This window comes from Schaalia odontolytica (genome assembly GCF_024584435.1).
Taxonomy (GTDB): domain Bacteria; phylum Actinomycetota; class Actinomycetes; order Actinomycetales; family Actinomycetaceae; genus Pauljensenia.
The window spans coordinates 1,259,138-1,276,897 of sequence record NZ_CP102197.1 but is presented as its reverse complement, the minus strand read 5'-3'; the positions used below and the strand labels follow the sequence as shown (position 1 = coordinate 1,276,897).

Here is a 17,760-nt window from a genome sequence, read left to right as displayed (position 1 = left end):
TGGGGGGCGAACCGTTGGTTCGCCCCCCACAGCCCTTAAGGCCGAGACAGAGTCTTAGGTTCAGACACGGGTGGGGCCCGAGCCGTTGGCTCGAGCCCCACCCGTCATCACACACACGCAAGCGGGTCTAGTAGGCTCCCTCGTGGCGCAGGAGCGCGGGGATGGTCTGGAGGATGATCCACGCATCCAGGGTCAGGGAGCGGTGCTGGGCGTAGGACAGATCCAGGTGAACCGTCTCGTCCCAGGAGAGGTTGGAGCGGCCGGATATCTGCCACAGTCCCGTGATGCCGGGACGAACGGCAAACTTGCCCATCACTCGCGGTTCGTACTGCGCGACCTCGCTGGGGAGCGGGGGGCGGGGGCCGACGAGAGACATGTCGCCGCGCAGGACGTTGAACAGCTGGGGAAGCTCGTCAATCGAGGTCTTGCGCAGGAAAGCTCCGACTCGCGTGATGCGCGGGTCGTTCGCAATCTTGAACATGATCGAGTTTCCCGCGCTGGCGTCGGCCTCGTTGGCCTCCTGGAGCGAGGCTTTGAGGGCCTCAGCATCCACGCGCATGGTGCGGAACTTAAACATGGTAAAAGTCCGCCCGTCAAGGCCCACGCGCTCCTGCGTAAAGAAGGCCGGTCCGCCGTCGTTGAGACGCACGACGAGGGCGACGACAAGCCAGAGGGGAGTCAGGAGAATGATTCCGATGAGAGCTGCGAAGATGTCGCATGCGCGCTTGATTGCCCTGTCGGCGGACACGGCAAAATCAGATGCATGCTCAAGTGCGAAAGCCGTTGATGCGGCCCGCGCGGTGGGCTTTGTCAAGGTTGTCATCTGTGCCTATTCCTTCTGCTCAATCAAACTCAAATGCTGCATGTCGGTTAGGTCTGTCAAACCCGAGCCGACTAGGACGTTTACGGGGTAAACGTGGTGAGCGCGTATCGGTCATCGTTAGGTGTTAACCCTAGTCTATCCACACGGTTAGCTTATTTGCTAACCAAAAGGTTAACTACAAGCGAAAAAATGCTGTGATTTCGTGCACCATGAGAGTTCCACACGTTGATTTGTAACAAGTCATGACCAGGTGGTAGCTGTCTGACACCCGTGAAAGCTGCGAGGGAAACAGGCGGAGGATAGACTGGGAAACGCGTCGTGACTGGCGAATAGGTGGACCACCACCGGGGAGCGGCGCGTCGGCATCGATAGCCGCCCGCCTGGGCTAGAAGCCACCGCCAACCACAATCGAATGATCAATTAGGAGAACCCGATGGATTCCCTCAACGACGTGACGCTGGCGCAGCTGGACCCCGAGATCCAGGCTGTTCTAGATGCCGAGCTCGGGCGACAGCGCGACACCCTGGAGATGATCGCCTCTGAGAACTTTGTTCCGCGAGCCGTTCTCGAGGCGCAGGGCTCGGTCCTGACGAACAAATACGCAGAAGGGTACCCGGGGCGGCGCTACTACGGCGGATGCGAGTTCGTCGACGTGGCCGAATCCCTGGCAATTGAGCGTGCTCAGCAAGTCTTTGGTGGTAACTACGTCAACGTTCAGCCTCACGCCGGCGCTCAGGCCAACGCCGCGGCGCTCATGGCCATGGCCAACGTTGGCGATCCCATTCTCGGTCTTTCCCTCGCTCACGGTGGTCACCTGACCCACGGCATGCGTCTGAACTTCTCGGGAAAGAACTACAGGGCGCTCGCCTACGAGGTCGATCGTGACACCATGCGCATTGAACCCGAGAAGGTGCGCCAGGCGGCGCTGGCCGACAGGCCCCGGGTCATCATCGCAGGCTGGTCCGCATATCCGCGTCACCTCGACTTCCAGGCGTTCCGAGAGATCGCCGACGAGGTCGGAGCCGCCCTGTGGGTGGATATGGCTCACTTCGCGGGCCTGGTTGCGGCAGGCCTGCATCCGAACCCGGTTCCCTTCGCGGATGTCGTCACGACCACCGTCCACAAGACCCTGGGGGGTCCCCGCTCCGGCATGATTCTGTCCTCGCGCGGCGAGCAGTGGGGCAAGAAGCTCAATTCGTCGGTGTTCCCCGGCCAGCAGGGAGGCCCGCTCATGCACGTCATCGCCGCCAAGGCGATCGCCATGAAGATCGCCCAGACCGACGAGTTTAAGGATCGCCAGCGTCGGACCCTCGAGGGGGCTCAGATCCTCGCCGAGCGCCTCGGAGCAGATGACGCGCGCCAGGCGGGCATCAAGCTGGTCACGGGGGGCACCGACGTCCACCTCGTCCTGGTGGACCTGGTCGCCTCCGAGCTGAACGGCCAGCAGGCCGAGGATCTGCTGCACGAGGTCGGCATCACCGTCAACCGCAACGCGGTTCCCTTCGATCCGCGTCCGCCGGCCGTGACTTCGGGCCTGCGCATCGGCACGCCCGCCCTCGCGACACGCGGTTTCGATGCGGAGGACTTCGCCGAGGTTGCGGACATCATCGGCACGACCCTCGTCCAGGGCGCTTCGGGAGGCAACGTCGAGGTGGAGACGCTGCGCGCGCGCGTCAAGAAGCTGACGGATAAGCATCCCCTCTACGCCGGACTCGAGCAATGAGGGCCCCCTGGCCTGGACCCGCGAAGGTCCTCGATGGCAAGGCCACGGCCGCCGCAATCAAGTCCGAGCTCGCGCAGCGCGTCGAGAAGCTACGCGCCGTCGGCGTCGTTCCGGGACTGGGAACGATCCTGGTGGGTGAGGATCCCGGCTCCATCGCCTACGTCGCGGGCAAGCACCGCGACTGCGCGCAGATCGGGGCGCGCTCGATTCGAGTGGACCTGCCGGCCGATGCCACGCAGGAACAGGTCGAAGCCGCCATCGACCGTCTCAACGCCGACCCCGAGTGTACGGGCTACATCGTCCAGCTCCCGCTGCCCAAGGGGATCGATACGAATGCCGTCCTTGAGCGCATCGACCCGGCGAAAGACGCCGACGGCCTGCACCCGATGAACCTCGGACGCCTCGTCCTGCGTGGGTCGGGCCCGATCGACTCGCCCCTGCCGTGCACGCCCCGCGCTGTGATCGAGCTCGTCGAGCGTCACGGCATTGACCTCGCCGGAAAGAACGTGTGCGTTGTCGGCCGCGGGGTGACGGTGGGGCGCTCCATCGGACTGCTGCTGATGCGCAAAGAAGTCAACGCGACCGTCGATGTCTGCCACACGGGCACGGGTGACCTCGCCGCACACGTGCGTCGCGCGGACATCGTCGTGGCTGCCGCCGGAAGCGCGGGCATTATCACCCCTGACATGGGGCACCCGGTGCGATCGTCCTCGACGTCGGCGTCAGCCGGGTTCGGGACGCCCACGGTAGGGCGCGACTGATGGGGGATGTCGCCGATGGGGTGGACGAGGTCGCGTCCTGGATCAGCCCGAACCCCGGAGGGGTCGGCCCGATGACGCGTGCCCTGCTGGTCACGAACGTCGTCGAGGCCGCGGAGCGCCAGGCGGGACTGATTCCCTAGTCGGCGCCCCCTCAGCAGCGCCGCGAGGCGGGGCAGGGGCAGCGAGGGTGAGCATCCGTCGCCGCGCCTGCCCCTTAGCCGCCGCGCAACGATTGCAAGCACAAGGAGACAACAATGACCCTGACGGTAACGAGCGTCAACCTCAACGGCATCCGAGCGGCCCACAAGCGTGGCTTCCTGTCGTGGCTCCACGTCAGCGACACAGACGTCCTGCTCATGCAGGAGGTTCGCGCGCCAGAGGAGATCTCCCGGGAGATCATGGGCGAGGAATGGGACAGCGTCTGGGTCCCCTGCAGGATCAAGGGGCGCGCGGGGGTCGGCGTGGCCATGCGGCGTGGGAGGGCGCGCATTGACGGCCAGCCTCGCCTCGTCCTCGACGACGCCGAAAGCGACGTCGACTCCGGGCGCTGGCTCGAGGCCACCGTGTCCCGTGAAGGTGGCGGCGTCCCCGTGCGAGTTGTCTCTGCGTACTTCCACTCGGGCGAGAAGGACACCCCGAAGCAGGACGCGAAGATGGCGCATCTGCCTCGCATCGGAAACCGGATGGCCGAGCTGATCGCGGAGGAAGCCAACGGTGGCGTCTCGTCCCTGGTCTGCGGGGACTTCAACGTGGTGCGCTCGCGCTGCGACATCAAGAACTGGACACCGAACCACAACAAGAGGGCAGGGGTCCTGGACGAGGAGATTGCCTTCCTGAACCGGTGGGTAGACGAGGGGTGGCGGGACACCGTGCGCGATCTCGCCGGAGATACCCAGGGGCCCTACTCGTGGTGGAGCTGGCGTGGACAAGCCTTCGTCAACAATGCCGGATGGCGCATCGACTACCAGTACGCGACCCCGCGGCTCGGGGCGCTCGCTCGTTCCTTCGACATCGGACGGGCGCCCGACTACGACGCCCGATTCTCCGATCATGCCCCGGTGTCGGTGACCTACGACATCTGAGTGCCTCCCCGACCCCGCCGCCGTACGGCGCGCGCCGCATTCTCCTAGCGGCTGCTCGCGTCGAAGTCGAAGAGAGCCATCGAGGAGTAGAGCCCGGAGGGGTCGATGCGGTCCAAGCGGAAACCCGGAACGATCCACGAGACCTCGATGGTCGTCCCGATGTCGAGCGCCAGGTCCAACGCCACGTCGTCAACGTCCTGAGCCAGGGTGACGTGCGGATGGTAGGGGAAGCGTGACTCGTGGTCGAGGGGGCCCGAGCGAATCTCCTCGGCGAGATCCACGCAGGCGGCGCCCCCCTCGGACAGGGTCATGAAGGCGACGTTCGAGACGGGCCGGAACGAGCCTGTGCCGCGCAGGGTGACGCGGAAGGGTGCATGACGGCTCGCGATGGAGCGCAGGTGGTCAATGACTGCCGGGCGCGCGTCGCGGGCGACCGGCGTGGGTGGCATGAGGGTGATGTGAGCGGGGATGCGCGAGCCGGCCAGGTCGCCCAAGCGCAGCCGCAGGTTGGTCAGCTGGGTGACCCACGGCTCCGGGATAGCGACGACGACGCCGAGCCACTCCTGGCCGGGGAGTCGTTGGGGGAGGAACATGACGCCTGCCTCTGTCGCGTATGGGGTGGCTCCACTGTACCGGTAGGGTCCTGCGGCACACGGCTTGAAGAATGTGAGGGCGTTCACGTAGCCTTGGTGTGATGACAAGGAGGACCCATTGAACGCTCTCGTGTGGGCAGACGCCGCCAGCCCGGAAGAAGGGGCATCCCAGGCGAACGCTCTCTTTCGCGATGCCTTTGGATATGAACCGAGGGGCGTGTGGAGCGCCCCGGGGCGAGTCAACATTATTGGCGAGCACGTCGACTACAACGGCGGCCCCTGCCTGCCGATCGCGCTACCGCACCGCGCTTATGTTGCGCTCTCGCCCCGCGCCGATCGAACGATCCGACTGATTTCGCCGCAGACCCGCGACGCTGTCGACGTTCTCGATCTCGACGTCCTTGGGCCCAAGGGAGGACCGGGCGAGGTGACCAACCACTGGACCGCGTACCTCGCTGGCGTGGCGTGGGCGCTGGAAAAGGCCGGACACGGCCCGATCCCCGGCTTCGATGCCGCACTGTGGTCGTGCGTCCCCCTCGGGGGAGGGCTGTCCTCGAGTGCCGCCCTGGAGTGCGCGACCGCCGTCGCCCTGGACGAGGTGTGCTCCCTCGGCCTGGCGGGACCGATCGAGTCCCCCAACGACGAGGGACGACGTGAGCTCGTCGACGCCGCTCGCGTCGCCGAAAACCAGATCGCGGGTGCCAACACGGGAGGACTCGATCAGACCGCCTCCATGCGCTGCCAAGAGGGCCATGCCCTGGCCCTCAACTGCTCCGACATGTCCACCCGCCAGGTTCCCTTCGACCTCGGCGGGGTCGGCCTCGAGCTCCTCGTCATCGACACGCGCGCCAAGCACTCGCTCGCCGACGGACAGTACGGCTCGCGTCGGGCGGACTGCGAAGAGTCCGCCAGGCTCCTCGGCGTCCGCCAGCTTGCCGACGCGACGGACCTGGACGAGGCAGTCGCAGCCCTCGGGGACGAGCGCTTGGCCGCTCGCACGCGGCACGTCATCTCCGAGATTGCGCGCACGCGCGCCTTCATTGAGCTGCTTGACGAGGGGCCGCTGGAGGGGCGCCGCCTCGCCGTGGCCGGAGCCCTCATGTATGACTCCCACGAATCGTTGCGCGACGACTACGAGGTCAGCTGCCCCGAGCTGGACGTTGCTGTCGCGGCCGCCCGCTTTGCCGGGGCCCACGGCGCCCGCATGACCGGAGGAGGATTCGGTGGCAGCGCCATTGCCCTGGTGGACGCGGAGGCGACGACGCGTGTCGCGAGCGCGATCGCCCGCGCATACGCCGAGCGCGGCTGGGAGGCACCCCACTTCATCCGAGCCCTGCCCAGCCAGCCCGCCGGACGCATGAACTGACGGTAAGAAACCGGGCCGGGGGCGGTGCTTCATCGTTTGAAGCACCGCCCCCGGCCTCGTTACACTAGGTACGCAGCACGAACGAGGGAAGGACACTTCAATGGGGATCAGCAAACGAGCATGGCAGGTGGCGGGCGCGGCCGCGGGCGGCGCGAGCCTCTTCGGTGGTGGCCTTGCCATCGGGCGCCTCCTGCGACTGGACTCCCAACGCGGCGACTACCGCAAGGCCTGGGAGAACCACAACCTGGCCACCCTCGAGAGGCTGCGCCAGCTCGAGGAACATCCCGAGGGAGACGCCCCGTACCTGATCGTTTCCCTGGGCGATTCCTCTGTCCAGGGCATGGGCGCATCGCGCATTACCGAGTCCTACCCGGCGCGCCTGGCCTCGGCGATCGCCTCCCAGCTCGACCGAGAGGTCCTGCTCCTCAACCTCTCCCTGTCGGGAGCCACGATTGAGTCCGTCGAACTCACCCAGATTCCCCAGATGCGAGGACTCGGCCTCATTGACGGCTCGCGCGTCCCAGACCTGGTGACCTTGACCGTCGGGGGCAACGATGTCATGGCCGAAGACATGGCCCCCGGACAATTCGAGGAGCGCCTGCGCCGCGTCCTATCCGTCCTGCCGCCGCGTTCCCTCGTCTCCACGATTCCCTCCTTCGGCATCATGCCCCAGGAGGCGCGCGCGCAGAACATGTCCGACCGGATCGGCGCTGCCGTCGCCGACAGTGACGCGCAGCTCGTCGACCTGCGGTCCCTCACGCAGGAATACTCCCTGCCCACCTACACCTTCGCCTACCATGCGGCGGACTTCTTCCACCCCAACTCGGCCGCGTACGCCAAGTGGGCCCAGCTCTTCGCGGATGCGTGGGCGACGTCGCGGCGTGAGGCAGTTCCCGTCGTGGAAGACGCCCCCCGCTGGGACATGCTCTCGGCGCGGGTGGCACAATCGGAGTATGACGACTGACGGACCGTGGCTCGTCGTCGGGCTAGGAAACCCCGGCGCGCAGTATGCCTCCACCCGACACAACGTCGGATACCTCACCCTTGACGTCCTCGCATCGCGTGGGGGAGCCTCCCTCACATCCCACCGATCGCGCACCCACACCGCCGACGTGCGCCTCGGAGTGGGGCCGGGCGGCGTGCCCGGACCCCGCGTCGTCCTCGCCCGCGCCGACAGCTACATGAACACTTCCGGAGGCCCGATCGCGGCGTTGGCTTCCTTCCTGAAGATCCTCCCGTCGCGCATCCTCGTCATCCACGACGACATGGACCTGCCCGCGCACACGCTGCGCCTCAAAGTCGGAGGGGGCGAAGGCGGCCACAACGGCCTGAAGTCCCTCAGCTCCCACCTGGGCACCCGAGACTACGCCCGCCTGCGCATCGGCATCGGACGCCCCCCGGGGCGCATGGATCCAGCCGACTACGTCCTCTCCGTGCTGCCCGCCAAGGAACGCCCCGACTGGGACGTTACCTTCGAGCAGGCCAGCGACGTTGTCGAAGACATCGTGACCCGCGGATTTGCCCCCACCCAGCAGGACCTGCACACCGATTCCTCACGGGTCTGACCACGGCGCTACCCCCACCCACACCGCGAAAGGCAGCGAGTGCTACTCACCGGACTCCTCCCGGACATTTCCACCGACCCCGCGATCGAAACGGCCGCGGACTCCGTCGAAGCCGGACGCTCGGGCACGATCGTCGCCCCTGCGGGTATTCGTCCGCCCCTCCTCGCCCGCCTCGCATCCGGGGCGAAAAGTCCCCTCGTCGTCCTCACCGCCACCGGGCGAGACGCCGAGTCGCTGACCAACGCGCTGGCCTCGTGGATGCCGGGCGTGGCGATGCTGCCAGCCTGGGAGACCCTGCCGCACGAGCGGCTCTCGCCCCAAGTCGACACGATGGCGCGCCGCATCGCCGTCCTGCGCCGCCTCGTCCACCCCGTCGCCGACGACGCGAGCGCGGGTCCCATCTCGGTCCTCGTCGTCCCGATCCGCGCCTTCCTCCAACCGATCATCGCCGGGCTGGCCGACCTCGAACCCGTGCGCGTGCGAGCGGGCGACGTCGTGGACCTCACCGAGATGACGGAGCGCCTCGCCGAGCTGGGCTACGAGCGCGTCGACATGGTGGAGGCGCGCGGTCAGATAAGCGTGCGCGGAGGCATCCTTGACGTCTTCCCCCCGCAAGAACCCCATCCGCTGCGCGTCGAACTGTGGGGCGACGAGGTTGACGACATCCGCGCGTTCTCCGTGTCCGACCAGCGCACCCTCGGCGAGGCGGGCGACGGGCTATGGGCCGTCCCCTGCCGCGAACTCCTGCTGACGCAAGCCGTGCGCGCCCGGGCGCGGGAGGCCGCGAGCCGCCTGCCCGGAGCCGCCGAAATGCTTTCCCTCGCCGCTGAGGGAATAGCCGCGCCCGGCATCGAATCCCTGGCCCCCATCCTCGTGGGAGGGATGGAATCACTCCTTGACCTCCTGCCCCCGGCGTGCCCCATCGTGGCCTCGGAGCCCGAGCGTATCCGCGCCCGGGCCGCAGACCTGGTGGCCACCACCGAAGAGTTCCTCGCAGCAGCCTGGAGCGCCGCCGCCGCAGGCGCGGACACCCCGCTCGAGGCCTCGAAGGCTTCCTTCCTCGACTTCGGCGACCTGTGGGGAAGCGGACAGCACCCCTGGTGGGAGATCACCGCTCTTCCACCCGCCGACCTGGCCGGCGCGCTCGGGCAACAGACGAACGCAGGGGCCGAGACGGACGGCCCCGCCCCCCTCGTCGTCTCGCCCACCCTCGTGCGCGTTGGCGCGCGCGACGTGCGCCCCTACCGCGGCGACTTCGCCCGCGCTGGCGCAGACCTGACGAACCTGGCCCGAGGCGGCTGGCGCATCGTCGTCACGACCGAAGGCCCCGGACCCGGACGACGCATCCGCTCCATTCTCACCGACGCCTCGTGTCCGGCCGCGCTCGCGGACGACGTCGAAGCGCGACCCGATGCGGGCCTCGTCACGATTACGACCGCGCAGGCGGGCGTCGGCTTCGTCGCACCCCATCTCAAGATCGCCGTCCTCACCGAAGGTGACCTGACCGGGCGAGCCGGGGCCTCCACGCGCGACATGCGCCGTATGCCCTCGCGGCGCCGCAAGGGCGTTGACCCGCTGACCCTGCACCCGGGCGACTACATCGTCCACGACCAGCACGGCATCGGGCGCTTTATCGAGCTGGTGTCCCGCTCGATCGGGCGCGGGGATGCGGCCTCCACGCGCGACTACCTCGTCATCGAATACGCGCCCTCCAAGCGCGGCCAGCCCGCCGACCGGCTCTTCGTGCCCACCGACTCCCTGGACCAGATTTCGAAGTACACCGGATCCGACGAGCCCTCCCTCACGAAGATGGGCGGCGCCGACTGGGCCAAGACCAAGGCCCGCGCCAAGAAGGCCGTGAACGAGGTCGCCAAGGAACTCATTCGCCTCTACGCCGTGCGCCAGCAGACCAAGGGACACGCCTTCGGCCCCGACACGCCCTGGCAGCGCGAACTCGAGGATGCCTTCCCCTACGTCGAGACCCCCGACCAGCTCGTCACCATCGACGAGGTCAAGGCCGACATGGAGAAGGCCGTGCCGATGGACCGGCTGCTCACCGGCGACGTCGGCTACGGCAAGACCGAAATCGCCGTGCGCGCCGCCTTCAAGGCCATCCAAGACGGCTACCAAGCCGCCGTGCTCGTGCCCACCACCCTCCTCGTGACCCAGCACGCCGAGACATTCTCCGAGCGCTACGCGGGCTTCCCCGTCCGCATCGGCACCCTCTCGCGCTTCTCGACGCCGAAGGAAACCGAGGAGGTCAAAGCGGGGCTGGCCTCGGGCGAGGTCGACCTCGTCATCGGTACCCACTCCCTGCTGACGGGAACGGTCTCCTTCAAGAAACTCGGCCTGGTCATCATCGACGAGGAGCAGCGCTTCGGCGTCGAACACAAGGAAACCCTCAAGGCCCTGCGCACGGACGTTGATGTCCTGTCCATGTCGGCCACCCCCATTCCCCGCACCCTCGAGATGGCAATCTCCGGCATCCGCGAGATGTCGATCCTGCAGACCCCGCCCGAGGAGCGTCAGCCCGTCCTGACCTTCGTGGGCGCCTACACGGACGCCCAGGTCAGCGCTGCGATCCGCCGCGAACTCCTGCGCGACGGACAGGTCTTCTACGTGCACAATCGCGTCGACTCCATCTCCTCCGTCGCCGCTCACATCGGCGAGCTGGTGCCCGAGGCCCGGGTACGCACCGCCCACGGCAAGATGAACGAGCACCAGCTGGAGGCCGTCATCCAGGACTTCTGGAACCACGAGTTCGACGTCCTGGTATGCACCACCATCGTCGAAACTGGGCTGGACATCTCCAACGCGAACACGCTCATCGTCGACCGAGCCGATACCTTCGGTCTCTCGCAGCTCCACCAGCTGCGCGGGCGCGTCGGGAGAGGCCGAGAACGCGCCTACGCCTACTTCTTCTACCCCGGCGACAAGGCCCTCACCGAGACCGCGCACGAGCGCCTCAAGACCATCGCCGCGAACACCGAGCTGGGCGCAGGCCTGGCCGTCGCGCAACGCGACCTGGAGATCCGCGGCGCCGGTAACCTCCTGGGTGGCGCCCAATCCGGGCACGTCGAGGGCGTCGGCTTCGATCTCTACGTGCGAATGGTCTCCGACGCCGTGGCCGCCTACCGCGGGGAGACGCCCGCCGAAAAGACGGACGTGCGCATGGATCTGCAGGTCGATGCCCACATTCCCGACGGATACATCCGAGGAGAACGCCTGCGCCTGGAGGTCTACGCCAAGATCGCGGCCATTGCCACCCCCGAGCAGGAGGCAGATGTGCGCGAGGAGCTCCTTGATCGCTACGGACCTATCCCGCCCCAGGTCGACCTGCTCTTTGCGGTTGCACGGCTGCGCGAAGTCGTGCGTCGCGCGGGAATCTCCGAGGTCGTGACGCAGGGCAAGTACCTGCGCGTGAGCCCCGTCGAACTGCGTGATTCCCAGGTCATGCGCCTCAAGCGCCTGCACCCCGGGACCGTCATCAAGGCAGCCGTGCGCCAGGTGCTGGTGCCGCTTCCCCTCACCTCGCGCGTGGGAGGAAGGCCCCTCACCGACGCGCCTCTCCTGGAGTGGGTGGACACGCTCGTGACCAAGATTCTCGTGCCTTTTGGCGCGTAGTGCCTGTGGTGGAATACACTGGTCCCATTGCGTCGCAACACACCCGAGGAAGGATCGCTCGTGCGCTATACACGCCAGCTGGCAACCGCCGCCCTGATCGTGGCCGCAGGACTGGGTTTGGGGGCGTGCTCGGCTCACCCAGGAGCCGCCGTCGTCACCTCCTCCGGCTCCTACAGCACCGAGGACGTCAACGAGGCGGTCCAGCAGATGGGCCTGCTCACCGGCCAGCAGTCTCAGATCAGCGCCGACCAGATTCGCACGGCGCTCCTGAACGAGCCGATCCTGGCCGCGGCGGCCTCGTCGGTGGGAACTACGATCAGTGATGAACAGGTCGATCAGACTGTTGAACGCGTCCTGCAGGCGCAGGGCTTGTCGGGCCTGACGCTCGGCCACGCCACGCGCACGACCGTCAGGTCGATCCTCCTGGAACAGACGCTCAACGGACTCGTTCAGTCGGACCCGTCGATCGTCGCGGGACTCAACGACGTGATGACGAAGGCCCGAGAGTCGGCTAATCCGCAGGTCAATCCGCGATTCCGCCAGCCGTCGCAGGGGGGAAACAAGGCGAGTACGGTCCCCATGTTCGGTGACGCCGTCGCGGGCAACCAGCAGGGTGGAGCCTCTGCGCTGCTGGGAGGATCCACCACCGGCGGTAGCTCCCACTGAGACATGTGAGCATTCACTCACAGGCTGCGTGACAGGGACCAATGTCGCTTGTCTTCCTCCCAATGGGTGAGCAAAAGCCCCGAATTGAAGAACGTCCCCCATGCCGGGGGTGACCACACACGGCGGTCCGTATTACCGTTGTACTGACCGCTTCCACGCAACAAATCGATTGGAGAATGACGTGGCAGTTATTGAAGGCATTGGTGCACGCGAGATCCTCGACTCGCGCGGTAACCCGACCGTTGAGGTTGAGGTCGTCCTCGAGGATGGCACCGCTGCGCGCGCGTCCGTCCCCTCCGGCGCGTCCACCGGCGCGTTCGAGGCCGTCGAGCGTCGCGATGGCGACAAGGGCCGCTACCTCGGCAAGGGCGTTCAGGACGCCGTCGACGCTGTCGTCGAGCAGATCGCCCCCGAGCTCATCGGTGAGGAAGCCGACGACCAGCGTTACATCGACCAGGCCATGATCGACCTGGACGGCACCCCCAATAAGGGCAAGCTTGGCGCGAACGCCATCCTGGGCGTCTCCCTCGCCGTCGCCAAGGCCGCCGCCAAGTACGCGGATCTTCCCCTCTACAAGTACCTGGGCGGCCCCAACGCCCACGTCCTGCCTGTCCCCATGATGAACATCCTCAACGGCGGCTCCCACGCGGATTCCAACGTTGACATTCAGGAGTTCATGATCGCCCCCATCGGCGCACCCTCCTTCCGCGAGGCGCTGCGCTGGGGCGCCGAGGTCTACCACACGCTCAAGGGTGTCGTGAAGGATCGCGGTCTGTCCACCGGCCTGGGCGACGAGGGCGGCTTTGCCCCCAACCTCGACTCCAACGCCGAGGCCCTGGACCTCATCGTCTCCGCCATCGAGAAGGCCGGCCTCAAGCCGGGCGAGGACGTCGCCCTGGCGCTGGATGTCGCCTCCTCCGAGTTCTTCAAGGACGGCCTGTACCAGTTCGAGGGCGAAGGGCGCTCGACCGACTTCATGGTCGACTACTACGAGAAGCTCATCTCGAACTACCCGCTGGTGTCCATCGAGGATCCGCTCTCCGAGGACGAGTGGGACGCGTGGACTGCGCTGACCTCCGAGATCGGTGGCCGCGTCCAGCTGGTCGGCGACGACCTCTTCGTCACCAACCCCGCGCGCCTGAAGAAGGGCATCGAACTGGGTGTCGCGAACGCGCTGCTCGTCAAGGTCAACCAGATTGGCTCCCTGACCGAGACCCTTGACGCCGTCGAGGAAGCGCACCGTAACGGCTACCGTACGATGACCTCGCACCGTTCGGGCGAGACCGAGGACACCACGATTGCCGACCTCGCCGTCGCGACGAACTCCGGCCAGATCAAGACCGGTGCTCCCGCCCGTTCCGAGCGCGTTGCCAAGTACAACCAGCTCCTGCGCATCGAGGAGCAGCTGGGTGAGGCGGCCGTCTACGCCGGCCGCTCCGCCTTCCCTCGCTTCGCCAAGTGAGCGTCGGCAACTAGCCGCATAGCTCCGCGCGGGTCCCTCCGGACCCGCGCGGAGTCTTGTCGGCGTGGGGTCGATCCAAACGAACAGACGTAAGGCACGATAGAACAATGGCAAGCCGTCGTCCCTCCTCCCGTCCCTCCAGGCGCCGCCGCACCTTGTCCGATGCGCCGCGCACGACGCGAGAGATCAATGCGGAGAAGTCGCGCCAGCGCCGCGCGGCCGCCCAGGCCGCCAAGCTCGCGGGCGGGGAGAGTGCTCCGGCGCGCGGAGCCAAGGACCAGGCGTCGACCGACCGCAAGAAACGAGGAGTGCGGCGGGGCGCCCTGGCAGCGGACAGGCACGTCGGGCGCGACGGCGCCGCTGTCTTGTCTATCGGCGGTCTCGACATCTCGGCGCGCCTCGTCGTCGTCCTCACGGTCGCCGCGATCCTTGCCGTCATGCTTGTTCCCAGCGTCTACCAGTGGTGGCAACAGGAACGTGAGCTGGCGCAGATCAAGGCACAGGTCGCCGAGCAGCAGGAAAAGAACGCCCAGATGCAGCGCCAGCTCGACCTGTGGAACGATCCGGACTACATCTCGACCCAGGCGCGTGAGCGCCTCGGATACGTGCGGCCGGGTGAGACCCAGTACACGGTCGTTGATCCGGGGGCGCAATACCAGGACTCCGCGCTGGCTGCGGCGGCCGCACCCACAGGACCCGCGCGCCCATGGGTGCTCCAGCTCGCTATCCTGGTGGGGAAGGCGGATCAGCCGCCCACCTCGACGCCCGTCCCGTCGGCAGAAGTCAGCCAGTCGGGTCAGGGGACCACAACCGGCCAAGAAAGCGCAGAATGAGCCTCGCACACACCACCGACGCCACCGACGATGACCTGGAGGTCCTGCGAGAGCAGCTGGGACGCGTCCCTCGGGGCGTCGTTGGTATCGCCGCACGCTGCGTGTGTGGACGCCCCCTGGTTGTCGCAACCTCCCCGCGTCTTCCCGACGGAACGCCCTTCCCCACGACGTTCTACCTCACCCACCCCGCCGCCGTGAAGGGGGCCTCCACCCTCGAGGCGGAGCACGTCATGGAACGCCTCAACGAGGACCTCGCCGCGGACGAGGACCTGCGCGGCGCCTACGAGCGCGCGCATCGCGCGTATATCGAGGCTCGCCTGACCCTCGGTGAGGTCCCGGAGATTTCCGGGGTGAGCGCCGGGGGAATGCCCACGCGCGTCAAGTGCCTGCATGCCCTGGTCGGGCACTCCCTCGCCGTCGGCCCCGGCGTCAACCCGATCGGTGACCGCGTCCTGACGATGCTTGACGAGCGCGGCCTCTTCTCGCCGCACCGCTGCTTCTGCTGAGAGAAACTGAGCCAGCCCCGGGCTCTTTCCGGGGATGTAACCCACGAGAAACGACCGTGATGACCCGCGTAGCTGCCATTGACTGTGGAACCAACTCGATCCGACTCCTTGTCGCCGACGGGAGCATGGGGGAGGATGGGACCGTTCACCTGAGTGATCTGACCCGCCAGATGCGTATCGTGCGCCTGGGGCAGGGGGTGGATGCTCGAGGCTACCTTGACCCGGCGGCGATCGAACGGACCGTCGAGGCCACCGTTGAGTACCAGCGGATGATCGAGGCGGCGGGGGCGACCCGCACTCGCTTCGTCGCGACGTCGGCAACCCGGGACGCGTCCAACAGCGCGGACTTCGTGCGTCAGATCCAGGCCGTCATCGGCGTGGAGCCAGAGGTCGTCGTCGGCACGGAGGAAGCCTCCCTGTCCTTCAACGGCGCGGTGAGCGGCCTGGGCGAGTCCGTGTGCGCCCCGATGCTGGTCGTCGATATCGGCGGTGGGTCGACGGAGCTGGTGCTGGGTGCGACCCGCGTTGAGCAGGCGATTTCGATCGACATGGGCGCCGTGCGTGTCACCGAGAAGTTCTTCTCCCACGTGGATCCGGCAGGCGGAGTGCCCGTTCAGGACCAGGAGCGCGCGATCGCGTGGATCGATGAGCAGCTGGACGGCGCGGAAAAGTCCGTGGACCTGGCGCGCGTGCACTCCCTTGTGGGCGTTGCGGGCACGGTGACCACCCTGACCGCCCAGGCGCTGGGTCTCACGTCGTACCAGCCCGAGCGCATCCACGGCGCGCGCCTGAGCGCGGCACAGTTCGAGGAGGCCGTGCGCTTCATGGTCGATCAGCCGACGTCCGTGAAGGCCTCCCTGGGCTTCATGCCCGAGGGGCGCGAGGACGTCATCGCGGCGGGCGCGCTTATCTGGAGCCGCATCGTCACGCGCGTTCTGGCGCGCGCCGAGGCCGCCGGGCATCCGATCGAGCAGGTCGTCACCTCCGAGCACGACATCCTTGACGGCATCGCGATGGCGATGATCCGTGACGCCGGTTGAGTCGGTGCTTTCCCTCCCGTAGGCTGGACACGCGCATCGCGCCCCCGTGGCCCAATTGGCAGAGGCGGCCGACTTAAAATCGGTGTGTTGTGGGTTCGAGTCCCACCGGGGGCACTGTTTCTGTCCTCAGCGACCAGGCCGGGGAGCCATTGCTTGGCCCGTCGGTGCCGGTGTTGGGGCGTGCGTTTCGTGTATGGCGCGGCCTCGTGCGACACTAGAGACACCATAACGGACCAAGGAGATACTATGGCCAACCCGGTGATGAACTCCATCGTCAAAGACTGGTCGGCTCAGACCACGACACCTGCGGGCTATCCTGCGATGCCCGGTTACCAGCCCGCGTCCCAGCAGGCTCACAATCCCTTCGGCGGTTCGACGAACCCCTACGGAGCGCCCGAGGAGAGCGGACCCTCCGGCGCGCAGGCCGGTCGGGCGGCTGATCGCGGGCCCGTCTACGGGGTCCCTCAGGGCGCTCCGGCAGGCTACGACGATTCGATGGCCTCGTACGAGGCGATGATGAACGCTCCCGCGGCCGACGCGGTGGATCGCGGAACGATGACGTACGACGACGTCGTGGTCAAGTCCCTCATGTGCTTCGGCCTGCTTCTCGTGGGTGCGACCGCCGGATGGATGACCGGCCTGGTCGCGATTGGCGCGGCGATGATGGTTGCGCTCGCAGCCTGCGCTGTCACTCTCGGACTCGCCCTGTTCATCCAGTTCTCGAAGAAGGTGCGTCCCGGCGCTATCGTCGCCTACTCGCTCATCGAAGGTTTCGTTCTCGGGGCCCTGTCCTGCGCCTTCGAAGCGATGTTCCCGGGCATCGTGGTGAGCGCCGTTCTGGCGACCCTCGTCGTCATCGGCGTGACCCTGGGCGCCTTCACGATGGGCTTTGTACGCAACTCGAACACGCTCACCCGTGTCGCCGGCATCGGCTCTGTCGCCTTCTTCTTCTACTACTTGGCCAGCTTGTTCCTCTCTGGTACCGGCCTCGTGGACATGACGGCGGTGCGCAACACGCCGATCTTCGGTATCCCGCTCGGCGTCATCATCGGCGTTCTCGCGGTTTTCATCGGAGTGCTGTGCCTCGTGCGCGACTTTGATGCCGTCAAGGTCGGCGTCGCCAACAACGTGCCTGAGAAGTACTCGTGGCTGTGCACCTTCGCGATCATGACTGACGTCATCTGGATCTATCTCGAGATCCTCAGGATCCTGTCCTACCTCATGCGCCGCAACTGACGCGCCGCTTCACCGCCCCTAAGGAAAACCCCCATGGAAAACATCTCTGTCGCCGGCGAATTCGGCCGCAAGCCCGCCCTCTCCTTCGACGGCACCCCCTCCGACGAGCTCGTCGTCGAGGTCCTCCACGCGGGCGACGGCCAGCAGGTCGAGGCCGGGGACACGATCACCTGCCACTACTACGGCGCGGTCTTCGGCTCCGACGTGGACTTCGATAATTCCTTCGACCGCGGCGGCGCCCTGTCCTTCCAGATCGGCGTCGGCATGGTCATCCCGGGGTGGGATGAGGGCCTCGTGGGCAAGCGCGTGGGCGACCGCGTCCTGCTGTCCATCCCCTCCTCGCTGGGCTACGGCGCACGCGGCGTCCCGCAGGCGGGCATCCCCGGCGGCGCGACCCTCGTCTTCGTCACCGACATCCTCGGCGTCTCCTGACCCTGGCGCGTGACACGATGGTGGTGCGCCGCACAATTTCGTGCGGCG

At 67.1% G+C, this 17,760-nt stretch carries 15 protein-coding genes, 1 tRNA gene, 1 pseudogene and 1 riboswitch; of the genes and pseudogenes, 15 read left to right on the top strand and 2 right to left on the bottom strand.

All coding sequences use genetic code 11. The annotated features are described in order from the left end of the window. Positions 1–127: 127 nt before the first annotated feature. On the bottom strand, positions 128–823 hold the full coding sequence (locus NQK35_RS05645; protein WP_009213326.1) for a sugar transferase: 696 nt from the start codon (positions 821–823) through the stop codon (positions 128–130). Between the two features lie 308 nt (positions 824–1,131). Further along, positions 1,132–1,216: riboswitch (ZMP/ZTP riboswitch) on the top strand. Between the two features lie 40 nt (positions 1,217–1,256). Here NQK35_RS05645 and glyA point away from each other — a divergent pair. The 3 genes and pseudogenes from glyA (at position 1,257) to NQK35_RS05630 (ending at position 4,389) form a co-directional block, all read left to right on the top strand. Next, positions 1,257–2,546 carry a serine hydroxymethyltransferase gene (glyA, locus tag NQK35_RS05640; protein WP_048742982.1) on the top strand — a complete coding sequence of 430 codons (1,290 nt, stop codon included), beginning with the start codon at positions 1,257–1,259 and terminating at the stop codon, positions 2,544–2,546. Further along, positions 2,543–3,447 (top strand): annotated as a pseudogene (locus tag NQK35_RS05635) (bifunctional methylenetetrahydrofolate dehydrogenase/methenyltetrahydrofolate cyclohydrolase). Before glyA ends, NQK35_RS05635 begins: the two are co-directional and overlap by 4 nt. Before the next feature lie 114 nt (positions 3,448–3,561). After that, on the top strand, positions 3,562–4,389 hold the full coding sequence (locus NQK35_RS05630) for an exodeoxyribonuclease III (RefSeq protein WP_257113396.1): 828 nt from the start codon (positions 3,562–3,564) through the stop codon (positions 4,387–4,389). Between the two features lie 44 nt (positions 4,390–4,433). Here NQK35_RS05630 and NQK35_RS05625 read toward each other — a convergent pair whose 3' ends face one another. Further along, complete coding sequence (locus NQK35_RS05625; RefSeq protein ID WP_257113394.1) at positions 4,434–4,982, bottom strand: 2'-5' RNA ligase family protein; 549 nt, start codon at positions 4,980–4,982, stop codon at positions 4,434–4,436. Positions 4,983–5,100: 118 nt separating this feature from the next. Here NQK35_RS05625 and galK point away from each other — a divergent pair, with 118 nt between their 5' ends. The 12 genes from galK to NQK35_RS05565 all read left to right on the top strand — a co-directional run bounded on the left by galK (position 5,101) and on the right by NQK35_RS05565 (position 17,712). Further along, the gene (gene galK / locus NQK35_RS05620; RefSeq protein WP_257113393.1) at positions 5,101–6,348 is read left to right on the top strand and encodes a galactokinase; all 1,248 of its coding nucleotides are present in this window, start codon (positions 5,101–5,103) and stop codon (positions 6,346–6,348) included. A 100-nt stretch (positions 6,349–6,448) separates the two neighbouring features. Next, positions 6,449–7,312, top strand: a complete 864-nt coding sequence (locus NQK35_RS05615) for an SGNH/GDSL hydrolase family protein (RefSeq protein WP_009213332.1) — start codon at positions 6,449–6,451, stop codon at positions 7,310–7,312. After that, positions 7,302–7,913 carry an aminoacyl-tRNA hydrolase gene (gene pth, locus NQK35_RS05610; RefSeq protein ID WP_257113390.1) on the top strand — a complete coding sequence of 204 codons (612 nt, stop codon included), beginning with the start codon at positions 7,302–7,304 and terminating at the stop codon, positions 7,911–7,913. Before NQK35_RS05615 ends, pth begins: the two co-directional genes overlap by 11 nt. A 39-nt stretch (positions 7,914–7,952) precedes the next feature. Further along, entirely contained in the window at positions 7,953–11,537 is a 3,585-nt protein-coding gene (gene mfd / locus NQK35_RS05605; protein WP_257113388.1) for a transcription-repair coupling factor, read from the top strand. 60 nt (positions 11,538–11,597) lie between these two features. Further along, positions 11,598–12,203, top strand: coding sequence for a hypothetical protein (locus tag NQK35_RS05600; protein WP_009213335.1), 606 nt, complete (start codon positions 11,598–11,600; stop codon positions 12,201–12,203). A 181-nt stretch (positions 12,204–12,384) separates the two neighbouring features. Beyond that, complete coding sequence (gene eno, locus NQK35_RS05595) at positions 12,385–13,665, top strand: phosphopyruvate hydratase (RefSeq protein ID WP_034231686.1); 1,281 nt, start codon at positions 12,385–12,387, stop codon at positions 13,663–13,665. Between the two features lie 107 nt (positions 13,666–13,772). After that, positions 13,773–14,498: an FtsB family cell division protein gene (locus NQK35_RS05590; RefSeq protein ID WP_257113386.1), complete on the top strand. Its 726-nt coding sequence runs from the start codon at positions 13,773–13,775 to the stop codon at positions 14,496–14,498. Continuing rightward, positions 14,495–15,004: a DUF501 domain-containing protein gene (locus tag NQK35_RS05585; RefSeq protein ID WP_009213339.1), complete on the top strand. Its 510-nt coding sequence runs from the start codon at positions 14,495–14,497 to the stop codon at positions 15,002–15,004. Before NQK35_RS05590 ends, NQK35_RS05585 begins: the two co-directional genes overlap by 4 nt. 59 nt (positions 15,005–15,063) lie before the next feature. Continuing rightward, entirely contained in the window at positions 15,064–16,044 is a 981-nt protein-coding gene (locus NQK35_RS05580) for a Ppx/GppA phosphatase family protein (RefSeq protein WP_257114774.1), read from the top strand. A gap of 40 nt (positions 16,045–16,084) precedes the next feature. Then, positions 16,085–16,158: transfer RNA gene (locus NQK35_RS05575), tRNA-Leu, on the top strand. Between the two features lie 132 nt (positions 16,159–16,290). After that, positions 16,291–17,280 carry a Bax inhibitor-1/YccA family protein gene (locus NQK35_RS05570; RefSeq protein ID WP_257113383.1) on the top strand — a complete coding sequence of 330 codons (990 nt, stop codon included), beginning with the start codon at positions 16,291–16,293 and terminating at the stop codon, positions 17,278–17,280. Between the two features lie 33 nt (positions 17,281–17,313). Then, on the top strand, positions 17,314–17,712 hold the full coding sequence (locus tag NQK35_RS05565; RefSeq protein WP_257113381.1) for an FKBP-type peptidyl-prolyl cis-trans isomerase: 399 nt from the start codon (positions 17,314–17,316) through the stop codon (positions 17,710–17,712). Positions 17,713–17,760: the final 48 nt, after the last annotated feature.